This window comes from Pseudomonas sp. AC252, assembly GCF_979258105.1.
Genome location: NZ_OZ409837.1, coordinates 4,873,929 through 4,885,717, shown reverse-complemented (window position 1 = coordinate 4,885,717; position 11,789 = coordinate 4,873,929). Strand labels below are relative to the sequence as shown.

At 59.0% G+C, this 11,789-nt stretch carries 8 protein-coding genes and 1 pseudogene; 4 read left to right on the top strand and 5 right to left on the bottom strand.

The features are described 5' to 3' along the window. Positions 1-4: 4 nt before the first annotated feature. Entirely contained in the window at positions 5-259 is a 255-nt protein-coding gene (locus ACZZZ4_RS22365) for a hypothetical protein (RefSeq protein ID WP_003224595.1), read from the bottom strand. 153 nt (positions 260-412) lie between these two features. Between ACZZZ4_RS22365 and ACZZZ4_RS22360 the strand changes: the two genes are divergently transcribed. After that, complete coding sequence (locus ACZZZ4_RS22360; RefSeq protein WP_016774661.1) at positions 413-730, top strand: ElaB/YgaM/YqjD family protein; 318 nt, start codon at positions 413-415, stop codon at positions 728-730. Between the two features lie 42 nt (positions 731-772). Here the strand turns inward: ACZZZ4_RS22360 and ACZZZ4_RS22355 are convergent, their stop codons facing one another. Beyond that, complete coding sequence (locus tag ACZZZ4_RS22355; protein ID WP_463548799.1) at positions 773-1,816, bottom strand: Ldh family oxidoreductase; 1,044 nt, start codon at positions 1,814-1,816, stop codon at positions 773-775. 168 nt (positions 1,817-1,984) lie between these two features. Here ACZZZ4_RS22355 and ACZZZ4_RS22350 point away from each other — a divergent pair, with 168 nt between their 5' ends. After that, a complete protein-coding gene (locus tag ACZZZ4_RS22350) occupies positions 1,985-6,922 on the top strand; it encodes a dermonecrotic toxin domain-containing protein (protein ID WP_463548798.1) in 4,938 nt (1,645 codons plus the stop codon). A 72-nt stretch (positions 6,923-6,994) separates the two neighbouring features. Here ACZZZ4_RS22350 and ACZZZ4_RS22345 read toward each other — a convergent pair whose 3' ends face one another. Beyond that, positions 6,995-7,264, bottom strand: coding sequence for a PepSY domain-containing protein (locus ACZZZ4_RS22345; protein ID WP_129998693.1), 270 nt, complete (start codon positions 7,262-7,264; stop codon positions 6,995-6,997). A 152-nt stretch (positions 7,265-7,416) separates the two neighbouring features. On the opposite strand from ACZZZ4_RS22345, the gene ACZZZ4_RS22340 reads away from it, so the two are divergent. Continuing rightward, complete coding sequence (locus ACZZZ4_RS22340) at positions 7,417-8,418, top strand: FecR family protein (RefSeq protein WP_415762527.1); 1,002 nt, start codon at positions 7,417-7,419, stop codon at positions 8,416-8,418. 53 nt (positions 8,419-8,471) lie between these two features. Here ACZZZ4_RS22340 and pvdQ read toward each other — a convergent pair. Beyond that, a pseudogene (pvdQ, locus tag ACZZZ4_RS22335) lies at positions 8,472-10,810 on the bottom strand (bifunctional acylase PvdQ). A 243-nt stretch (positions 10,811-11,053) separates the two neighbouring features. Here pvdQ and ACZZZ4_RS22330 point away from each other — a divergent pair. Next, the gene (locus tag ACZZZ4_RS22330; protein ID WP_415762529.1) at positions 11,054-11,431 is read left to right on the top strand and encodes a fe2+ zn2+ uptake regulation protein; all 378 of its coding nucleotides are present in this window, start codon (positions 11,054-11,056) and stop codon (positions 11,429-11,431) included. 18 nt (positions 11,432-11,449) lie between these two features. On the opposite strand, the gene ACZZZ4_RS22325 is transcribed toward ACZZZ4_RS22330, so the two are convergent. Next, complete coding sequence (locus tag ACZZZ4_RS22325) at positions 11,450-11,638, bottom strand: hypothetical protein (RefSeq protein WP_039760509.1); 189 nt, start codon at positions 11,636-11,638, stop codon at positions 11,450-11,452. Between the last annotated feature and the right edge of the window lie 151 nt (positions 11,639-11,789).

Below are 11,789 nucleotides of genomic sequence, written 5' to 3'. Positions count from 1 at the left end.
TGGTTCACTTGTTCGCCGCCATCAGGCGATTGACTTCGCTGCGCACCATGTTGGCGAACTCCGGCGGCGACATGCCGTCCAGCTCGGCGCGAACCCACTCGGCCCATTTGCCCTTGCGCTTGGAGCGCTCGCCAAACAGACGTGCGGCTTCGCCTTTGGCTTTGCCCAGATTGTTCTGCCAGAGTTCGAACAGACGGGATTTCTCATCTTCCAGCGCGGCGCGCTCTGCGAGGGATTTGTCGGCCAGATTGAAACTCATGGGGATTTGTCCTGCTGCGTAAAATGGCGACATCTTACACGCTTGGCACAAATCTCCGGTGCAGGTTTTCCCTCGTCCGCGAATGACATGCAACTTTTCGCCTGCCGCTACACTCCATTGGTCACTGTCCATTCACCTGCAAGGAGTCATCCAATGGCCCGTAAAACCGCCTCGCAAGCTGCCGAAGAGCAAATCAAGGATCAAGCTTTCAGCGAGCTTCAGGCTCTGATCGAAGAATCGGACAAACTGCTCAAGAGCAGCGCTTCACTGGTAGGCGAAGAAGCAGAAACGCTGCGTGCACAAATCGCCCAGAAACTGCAGCTGGCGCTGGACTCGGTGTCCAGCGTGCGCGACCGCACCAAACCTGCCGTCGAAGCCACAGAGAACTACATTGGTGGCCATCCATGGCAGACCGTAGCGATCTCCGCCGGTTTCGGCCTGGTGGTGGGCCTGCTGCTCGGCCGCCGCTGAGTTCAGCGTCACAAAAAAAGGCGAACCTTGCGGTTCGCTTTTTTATGCCTGCGCAATCGACTCCTCCGCCATTTCTCGCAACTGCCGTAACGTTTGCTCATCCAGGGCGATCCCCTGTGCCATCGAGCGACTGCGCTGCAGATGCCGTCGATCCCCCGGCAGGCGCTTGAGCCCGACGCCGTGCATCTGCCGCACCAGTTCCTCGCTGCGCTGGGCAAAACTTTGTCCGGCCGCCTTGTCCGGGTCGATCACAATCAATAGCTGACCGGTCCACGGTGTTTTCGCGCCGGGATGGTTGGACCAATCGAACTCGAAGGAAAAATTGCCGCCGGTCAACGCCGCCGCCAGCAGCTCGACCATCATCGACAGTGCCGACCCCTTGTGCCCGCCAAACGGCAGCAACGCCCCGCCCTCGAGAATCGCCTTGGGATCCTGGGTCGGTTGGCCGAGGCTGTCGACGCCCATCCCGGCCGGAAGTTTCTCACCTTTGCGCGCGGCGATCTGCACATCGCCATGGGCGATGGCGCTGGTGGCGAGGTCGAAAACAATCGGCGCGGCATTGGCCCTTGGCGCGGCGAAGGCGATCGGGTTTGTGCCGAACAGCGGCCGATCAGCCCCATGAGGTACGACGCAAGTCATGCTGTTGACCACGCTCAACGCCACCAGGCCTTCATCGGCAAACGGTTCGACATCCGGCCATAGCGCAGCGAAGTGATGCGAGTTACGAATCGCCAACACCGCGATCCCGGCATGACGGGCCTTTTCCATCAGCAGCGGTCGGGCCGCGGCCAATGCCGGCTGAGCAAAACCATTGCCGGCATCGACGCGGACAAACCCAGGCGCAACGTCTTCCACCTGGGGTACCGCATGACCGTTGACCCAGCCGCTTTGCAGCGTCGAGACATAACCGGGCATACGGAACACGCCATGGCTATGAGCGCCATCACGCTCGGCGCCGGCGCAGTTGGCCGCGAGCACGCGCGCCACTTCGCTGGAAGTGCCGTGCCGCAGAAATATCGTTTCAAGCAATTGCGTGAGTGCTTCGAGGGATAACGAGGACGAGCCCTGATCGTGTGGCGCAGACATCTGAAGCTCCAGAATGATTATTGGAGGGAACAACAGCGTACGGTCGTTTTGCCCACCGATTAACTGCGCCCGGGCTGTCGGCTGTCAACCCTTGGGTTGATCGACCCTGCGGTCGCCGTCCGGATGCACATTCAGCGTTGGCGGGTGCGGTAACTGAATACCGCAAGCGTGGCCGGCCGCGGATTTATGGTTGAGTCCCTGCCCGATGGCGCCCCGTTCAGAGTCCTTATGATGTCCAGTTCGCCCACCCCACTGTTGTTTCCCGACATTTTGAGATCCCCCGGCCTGCATCCCGGTCTGGCCAAAGCGCATGGTCTGAACAGCAAAGACTTCAGCTGGCTGGCGCATGTGCGGCTGGCGACCCACGCCCTGCGCAGTGAACAAACCCCGCCAATGCTCGCCGAGCGCATTTTGCTCAACGCCGAGAAGCAATCACCTGTGCCGCTGGCTGGCAGTTTCGTCCTTGGCACCGGACCGGATGACGGCGGGGTATTTCTCTATACCCCCTACGATGGCTTGAAAAAATTCAGTGACGATCAGGCGCTGACGCAGGCGTTGCAAACGCGCCTGGACAACGCCGATGAAGAGGACGATCTGCTGGCCTTTCTCACGGTATCGATGCGCAAGGAGCTGGTGGAAAAACGCGGCATAACCATGACCCGCGAAACGATCACAGGGGATGTGTTCGACGACCAGTCAACCGCCATCAAAGCGCAATTGGGTGCTTGCGCGAACGATATGCTGGACGAGCTCAAACGCCTGCCTTCGCTCTCCAGCCTGTTGCAAACCATTCTCGATGCACAACTCGAGACGCACTTTGGCGACCTGCAACAATCGGCAACTCGGGTCAGTTTTTACCCGACTACTGCGCAGACCGCCGGTGAAGTCAGGCAGCCAACCCAGTCGCTGTCGCTGAGTGAAGCGCTGCTGCTGCACTTTCGCCGGCAGGGCTGGCCCCGTGGCCAGACCGTCGAGTTTTCTCACCCCGCCAGGTCAGCCGCCGCAGATGACCAGTCAGCCTGGTCAACTGCGATCAAGTCAGCATCGGGCAAGCTGACCATTCTGCTTTTTCGGCAACTGGAAACGTATTGGAATGCCGCCTCATTCGAGGGATCCTCACGACGCGCGTTCTTCAGTCGGACGCTGCAGGATCAGGCCCGTGCGGACCTGATGATCAAACGTGAAACGGAAATCCTCTCCGCTGGCGAGTTCGATGCCCTGCATACCTTGATCCGCGAGCCCGCCGTGGCGGTGCAGCGTCCGACCTTTGAAACAGTGTGTTTAAGCGAAGAGACGGCTTCCGTCGAGTTGGCCGGCTCGCTGATGATCAACCACGACAAGGCTTACCTCTACACGCCCAGCCAAGGCATGCAGGTGCTCACAAACTACGTCGATCTCCAGCGAACGCTGACTGCCAAGCTCGCGGCGGTTGGCCATGAGGACGAACTGTACGGGCTGATGAGCCTGGAGGAACGCAATCGCTATCTGGGTTTCACCCACGCTCGGGTATCCGGTGAAAACATCGCCGGCGAGATCATGACCACGCTGTTCGAGGCGATCATTACCAAACAACGGCAGAACGTCGAATTTGCCTTGCAGTGTTTTCGCCAGAGCGAGCGTGCCACCGACATTCATGCGCTGTTGGACAAGGCGCTGGATATCCGATCGATGATTCACCAACGTCTGCTCAACATTGACGTCCACGCGCGCTGGAGCACCCGACCGCTGTTTTCCAGTACTCCACCGGCCTCGCGTGTCCAGGCAGACAAGGCCAGGCAACTGACACGAAGCCTGAACGCCACTTTGGACAGTCTCGCCAGCAGCTTTGTAGATCAGCCAACCCTGACCGGCGACGATCAGCGAGCCTTTGTGCAAAGCATTCGCTGGAAGCTGGCGCGAGCATTCGAGGATGGCCTGCGCAGTGAAGCGCAGATGCGTGGCCTCAAGGATTCTTCGCCAGGTATTGACCGCAAGATTGTCGAAACCGTCTTCGATGCGAGGCGCACGACACGTAACGATCGTCAGTCAATCAACGGTTTCCGTCCGGACGCCTGGTCACTCTCGCTGACCTGCTCTGGCCAAAGCGGTGCGCTACCGCTTGCGTATTGTCTGCTGATGACCGAACGCGGAGGAATGGATAACGCGCATTCCGGGCACTGCGTGCTCTGGACACCGACCGCAGGCCTGGAGTCGTTCAAAGACATCGACACTGCGCGCACGCAATTGCAACGCCGACTGGACGACAACAACCAGAGCCACACACTGTTGGAAAATCTGCCGCCAGCGCAACGTCGACTGGATCAGCAATACACGCTCAGCACTTTTCAATTGATCGAAGGCAGCGTCGCAAGCGAGCGCATGCAATCGGCCATTGAACATTACCTGGCGGAGTGTGAGCTGTTGCGCACGTGTATCAAGGACAGACAAACGCTTGCAAACTTCCTGGACTGCATGAAAACCAAGGGTATCAATACCAATCTGCGTCGGGCCATTGACCTTGCGCAAACAGTTTCCACTCACCTGGACTACCCCGACTGGTTGCGCATGGCGCCCATAACAGAGCAACGCACACACCTTGCGCTGCTGGATGAAGTGCGTCGCGCGTTTCTTGACGGCAAGGATTTTCTCGACGACGTTCCGGCCTTGGCCACCTATGTCGAGCAGACCCTCAAAACATTGCTCGACGCCAGATTTCCCGACAATGGGCTAACGCCTCAGGACATCTTGATCACGCCCAACCTGACCCTCGCCGGACCTGCATGCGATCTGTTGGAGTTTGCCCTGCATCATTACAACGTTGTGCAAGGCACCGGTTTCAAAGTGGCCTCGAAAACCGCCACGGTATTACCGGAAAAACTTGACCCGGCCGCCGTGCGCCAACTGTTGCAGTCGCTGGAGGTGGCCACGACCTACACGAGCAAAGTGACCGAAGCACTGACAGCGGACGATGACGCTGCGCGCGCGCGCAAACAACGGTTCTTCCGTCAGTTGCCCTGGCAGTTGATCCAGCACGCACACGCGTTGAAGTTACAACAACAACTGTCAGATACCGGCTACGACTATGTGTGCCAGGTGCTCGATATGCCGGACGGGATGGCGCGTACGATGGTCGAGGGTGCCGATGCGATTGTCAGCCCCCTGGCGTTGATCAAAACCGCGCACGCCGATCCCGTCGAGGCGCTGGGCATGTATGTCTTCGGGCCTGGCGCAGGAACAAGCGGCCCACGGGTGCTCTATGCGCCCTACTCCAGGTTCGTATTTCGCGAGTTCGAGAATCAGAGCCAGTTGATCGATGCGCTGAACACTCCCGGGCATTTTCAGGATCTGGTGATCCGGCGCCTGCCGGTCCCCCAGCAAAGTGTCTTCAAGAATTTATTGAACACCACAATCGGCCAAACCAGCGAAATCACCCTCCAGGACACCGCCATCAAAGGCAATGCACTGGAGCGATTCCACAAAGATACCCTCAGCCTCTTGCCGCGACTGCTGAGTAGCCAGCCGCAGATCAACGCCCAGTCCGATTGGGAAGCAGCCAAGTTTCTGTTCAGCCACGGGGTCCGCCTGGTTCCGCATTTGCTGCCAGGAAAACTGGCGTCGCTGTTTTTCCTCTGGAAAAGCTACCAGGACTTCAAGGAGTCGGCCGATGACCTTCAGGATCATCACTGGGCCAACGCTCTCAAGAGTTTTATTGCCGGTGCCATCTCCCTGTTGAGTCTGGGGCGCGTGGCTTGGGATCCGGAGCGCGAAGGCGCAACGTCCGAATTCGCCGCTGAGCCAGTGTCAACCTCGTCGACGCCGACTAAGACCCGAACAGAGACGCCGGTGAAGGCTGTCTCGCGCTGGTCCAGAGTCCCGCCAGCGACGTCCTCTCGCGCCAATCTGCAACGCTTCGAAACTGCCACCGCGCTGGAAGACCTCAAGCTGGAGAGCAATAAACTGGTGTACGCCGACGCGTCGAAATTGCATAGATACGCTGCGATTGCCGGCAAGGTCTATCCGGTAGCGCAATCGGATAACGCCTGGTTTGTGCGCAAACCGGATGGCGGCGAAGGGCCGGCGCTTGAACAGAAAAATTCCAGGCTGGTTGTTGCACGCCCAGGCCATTCCATCCAGCGCTGCCGATCAAAACGCGGCAAGATGCAGCAAGAAGAAGTCGAGCGCAGCCGCTCAATCCTGATGTACGTTCAGGCCCAGGGCATGACACAGATCCATCGGCGATATCCGGCCAGGGCCTTCGTCATACAGCAGGCAGTCGGCCGGGCGCGAACCTATGCCCTGAACTGCCTGCATAACTTCGTCGTGCATCGCGACAACCTGGGTGGCACCCGGGTAGAAACAGTGCTCAGGCAGTTCTTCGAAGTGCCACAAGTGACTTCCTTCCTGCTGCGCAAGATCGAAAAGGTGATTCTGCCGATTTGTCGCGAGCTGACCGATCCGAAAGACGATCTGCTCTATACCGAACGGTTTTTCGCCGGGCTCAATGCCTACTATGACGACGACACCGTGGCCTTTGTGTTCAAAGAGGACAAGCGACGGATTGTCCACCTGACCGAACATTTCTTTAATCCGGACATGGATGCCTATACGCCTGTGTTGCCTGCCAGGTTCAACGTTGATTCCCACGCTCGTGCGGTCACGTTGATCCACGAGCTGTCGCATCTGATTTGCGACAGTGAAGACTTGGCTTCCGTCGAAGCGAGGGCGCCTTACACGAATCTCATTGACACGACTTCCTCGGACGGGCAGCTGATCAAAGCCGACCTTGAACGTCTGCGCAAGTCCCTGTCGAGATCTACGCCGCCGTCGCGTTTGTTCACCGGAATTGGCCCGAACGGGAAACGGATGGATCTGGACCAATTGCCACTGCAGATCAACGAGTACAAGAAGCTTCTCAAACTGACGAAAACCACAACGCTTGCCGATGCCCGCAAAGTTTTTCGCAATCCGCTTGGGGTTGAGCCGCGCATCGAGGTGATTCTGGCCAATGCCGACTCGATCGCGCTGCTGATCAGCGAACTGGGGCAAGTCCTTGATCCGCTCCCGGCGCCTATTCCCTTACCGGCACCTGAAACAAGCGGGACATCATCCCCGCCGTCATCTTCATAAACGCTGTTACAAAAAATGCGCTGGCTCGACGCCAGCGCATTTCGTACATACAGCAAAGGTTGTAACGGTGCGTTAATCCTTCTGATCACGCAGCACGTTGCCCGACGCCCCATCGATGCGGAATTCGTAAACGCTGCCATCGGCCTTGCGCCCTTCGCCTTCCCAGTAACCGTCATTGTCGGCACCGATCTCATAGAGCTCGACATAACCGGCCTTGGTCTTGGCGACTTCGATGGCTTTTTCGATGGTGATCCAGCCTGCGCCTGGCTTGTCCGCGAGAGCGGCACCGGCGCTGAGCAAACCGGCGGTGGCAATCAGGGCTGCGAATGTCTGTTTGATCATTTTTTCACTCCATTTATGGATAGTAGGCAGTTGCTTCCTGTTTTTTGGGCGCCACAGGGAAAAATAAGTTCCACGTTGATGGGTAAATGCCATGACGGATGTTCTCGGCAGCCTGCCGGCGAGGTTAGAATGAGCGAAATCAGGACGAGTCAATGACCCAAGACACTCTCTCGGAAGCCGAATACGATGCGATCACCGATGCCGCCGCGCACTGGTGCATGCGTCTGCACGCCGCTGACTGCACGGACGAGGAGCGTCGCGCATTCCAGGAATGGCACGATGCCCATCCCCTGCACGCCTTCGAATACGAAGCGATGCAGGAAATCTGGGAAGTCGCCGGGGACCTGCCTCGAACCGAACCGGGGGAGCTGGTCGCGCAACGCAAACCGTCGCGTCCGTGGCGCAAGTTCGCGGTCATCGCTGGCACCTGTGCGCTAGCCTTGCCACTGGCGGGCTACAGTGGCTGGAGTCTGGGCTGGTTGCCCGACAGTTATCAGCATTACGCCGCGACCGACAGTGTGCGTCATGTCACCCTGAGTGACGGCAGCCAGCTGGAACTCAACCTGAACACCGACCTGACCTTCAGCAATTACAAACATGAACGTCGCGTGACCCTGAACAAGGGCGAGGCGTTTTTCCATGTCAGTCACGACACCGTGCATCCGTTCGTGGTGCGCGCCGGCGAAGGCAAGATTCGCGTCACCGGCACCCGGTTCAATGTGTGGATGTATGAAGATCAGGTTCGCGTGAATCTGGTCGAAGGTTCGGTGCTGGTCAGCAGCAATCGTGATCTGCCGGGTGACGGTTTGCGCCTGACGCCTTCGATGCAGGCACGCTACCGGCATGGCGATTACGCCCCGCAAATCAGCCAGACCTACCCTGGCGACACCTCGCTGACCTGGCGCAGCGGCCGACTGGTACTCGACAACCTTGCCCTGCACGACGCCCTGCCGCTGATCAACCGATACCTCGACAAACCGTTGATGCTGGCCGACACCGGTACCGGCGCGATTCGCGTGGGCGGCGTGTACAACATCAAAGAGATGAGCAACCTCGCCAACAGCCTGCCGAAAGTGCTGCCGGTCTACCTGACCCGCAACAAGGAAGGCAACCCGGTGATCAATTCGATGCCGCAACGCCCCTCCAAAAGCTGAAGGCCGCGTCCCTTGCGGGAGGCGGCCTTCGTTTGTTTCAGGCGATGACTGTTCTACTGCGCTGCCACTTTCCCTGCCTGATCCTGCTTGATCGTCTGAACCTGATATTGCGGATCCGCCTGGATCTGTTGTTCGGTGAACGGCAGCAGACTCCACTGTTTCTTCGAAAACGCCTCGGTCTGATCACGCGAATATTTCGACACCGGGTCACTGGATAACGAGAACGCCAGCAGCCCTTGGGCATGTGGGCCTTTTTCGTCGAAGCTCACCACTTGCAGATAGCTGGTGCCGCTGACCACCTCAAGTTTGCCGTCCTCACGGGGCACGCTTTGCATCGCGTTGTAGATGCCCAGCGTACCCGGCCCGCCATGAATCGGCGTTTGTTGGCCGCCGCTGCTGACCACCTGGATATCACCCCAACGCATGTCTGGCTTCAGGCCCATTTTTCCGACCTGCTCGACCGACGCCAGCATCGCCTCGCGCAGCGCTTTGGCAACCGCCGGTTGCTCGACCGCCAGACCACGCGGCGTGTTCTGCGCATCAGCGGGATTGAATGCCACCCGCCAGATATCCGGTGATTCAAGCAGCGTTTGCATGATGTTTTGAAAATGCACCAGACCAAGCCCGGCATCCAGATTGGCGCGGCTGTCCCAGGCTTTGAGGCTGGCGCAGGCCGGCTTCAGCGTGGCCGCATCGCTGCCCAGATCGGATCCGCAGAACCTCAGCAGATCCGGCATGACCTGCGCGGCCAGATAAACCTGATCGTCCATCACCATGTGCTGTAGATCCTTGACCGCCAGTGGGCCTTTTTTCTCAGGTCAGCCAAACGATCAAGGGCGAATCGCGAGCGCAGGCCGAGCGGTTGGCCGTCCTGGCTGATCAGCGGCGAATAACCAGCGAGCGGCTGCGCCGGGTTGGCCAGCCATGCCGAATCGTTGGAGTGCTGGACGAAATCCTTGCGCAGCAATTGCGGTAGCTGGCTGGAAGCGAATATGCCCTTCTGCGCCGCTTGCGGATCGATATCCCAGGCACAGCCGCTGTTGGAGCCGTCCAGCACGATCATGCGCAGACCGAGGCGCGGGTCGCTGCACTTGGCCAGTTTTTCCACGCTGACGTTCGGCACCACCGACAGGTTCATGTACAGCGTCTGCCCCTTGTCATCCACTGCAAGGGTATTGACCCACGGAATGCCCTGTATCTGCTGCACCGCGTCTTGCAGATCCTTGAGATTGCCGGCCTGGTTCATCGCATACCACTGTTTGAGCACGCGATCATTTTCCAGGTTGGCATCGCGCAAGCTGTAGGCGTATTGCTTGTCCCAATCGAGCTTGCCCGGCCATTGCACAATCGGCCCGAATTGCGAACTGTAAACATCGCGGGCCACCGGCACGACCTGGCCGTCAGCCTGCTTGACCTGCACGGTAACCGTCTGTTTGCTCAATGGCAGCGACTTGCCGTCCAGCAAATACCGGGTCGAATCCTTCGGATCGAGTTGCAGGCGATACAACGTGAAGTGCTTCGACGAATCGACGGTGTGGGTCCAGGCCAGATGCTGGTTGAAACCGATGTTGATCATCGGCAATCCCGGCAAAGCGGCACCCATGACATCGAGCTTGCCGGGAAGGGTCAGGTGCATCTGATAGAAGCGCATGCCGCCGACCCAGGGGAAATGCGGGTTGGCCAGTAACATGCCGCGGCCGTTGAACGAGCGCTCGCTGCCGACCGCCACGGCATTACTGCCACGATCCAGGGCGAAACGCTGCTGACGTGCGTCGGCCAACTGGAACGCCTCGGTGCCATGCTGGACCTGAGCAGTAGCTTGCGGCGGCGTCGCGCCAGCCAGGGCTTCAGCGAATTGGCCCACACCGCCTTCAACCAGTAGGCGCCGCGTCAGCTTGACCAGATCCTCGGCGTGGATATCACGCACCCATTCACCCTGGCATTGCTGCGGCAACCCTTGCGGACGGCGTTCAGCCAGATAACGGTTGTAACCGGCGGCGTAACCCTCGACAAGATCACGCACCTGAACCGGTTGCGCCTGCCAGAATGCGTTGACCGCCTCGGGTGTGTTGAGCCAAGTGAAGAACACATCACTGACACGGTTTTCCCGTTGCTCGACCGTGAACTGCTCGGGACCGAAATACCGCGAGCGCTGACCATTGACGGTGACTATCTCGTTAGCCAGCAGGCACAGATTGTCCTGGGCGTAGGCGTAGCCGATGCCGAAACCCAGACCGCGTTCGTTCTCGGCGCGAATGTGCGGCACGCCAAACGTGGTGCGGCGAATGTCCGCGCGGGTGTCCGCAGACGGACTCAGCGCGTGGGCCGACAGGCTCAGCCCGAATAAGGTGCCGGCAATGGCCAGCCCGGTGAGTTGCCTGGAAATAATCACGCTCGCTCCTGATCGATAGGTCGATTGCCCCTGCGTCCACGCGCAATGAGCCTGTCGAAGAAACGAAGCTGAGGAAAAAAATTTAGCGGGCAATCCAATCAGGCAAGGCCGGCATCACAAGGCCGAGACGAATTTGCGACGAAATTTCTACATCTTTTCTTTCATGATTTGTCGAGCTGAAACGTCTTGTTTAGAGAGCGCAACAAAACCTTTCCCGATCTGGCTCTGAAAAGGAGTAATCGCATGTACAACTCGCAACTACCATCGGACGGTAGCCAGACGCCACAGAGCGTTTCCATGAGTTCGCACACCGGCAATTTCACCCAGCGCGGCGAACGCCCGGGCAATGAGCGTATCCGGGTTCTGCTGAAGAGTTTCGGCCTGCGCACCAGCCTGATTCGCTTGAAGGTCATCGACGCCCTGTTGGTGGCGGCACAGAGCGATCGTCGTCTGGGCGTGCGAGGCGTGCATAGCCAGTTGCTCGATCTGGACGTGCCGTTGTCGTTTCTCAGCGTGCGCGAAGTGCTCAAACGCTTGTGCGCCGAAGGCGTGATCACCTTCAACGCCGACAAGAGTTACAGCCTGCACCCGCAGGCTGCGGCGGTCCTCAACCACGATTGAGGCCCCGGGGGCTCGCCGTCAGGGCTTGACCTTGCGGCGCATCACGCCGTTGATTACCACCACCACGACCGCCACGCCGATCGCCACGTACTGGAAAGTCTTCTCGGTGATCATGCCGGTGTTCTGCAGCCAGGACAGGCCCAGCATGATCGCCAGGACGGACAGAGCGATCAGAATCGAGTAAATCAAGCGTTGCTTCTGGGTCATTGCGGTTTCCTGAAACGTTGGAATGTATGCGCTTGCCGGGGTAAGCGGGGCCTCATGTTACCGCCACTGAAGGTTTTTCGCTGCATGACCGGCCGACCCTGAGGCTCGGACCGCTCAGTCGATTGGCTGCAAACAATGCCCGCACCGTCGC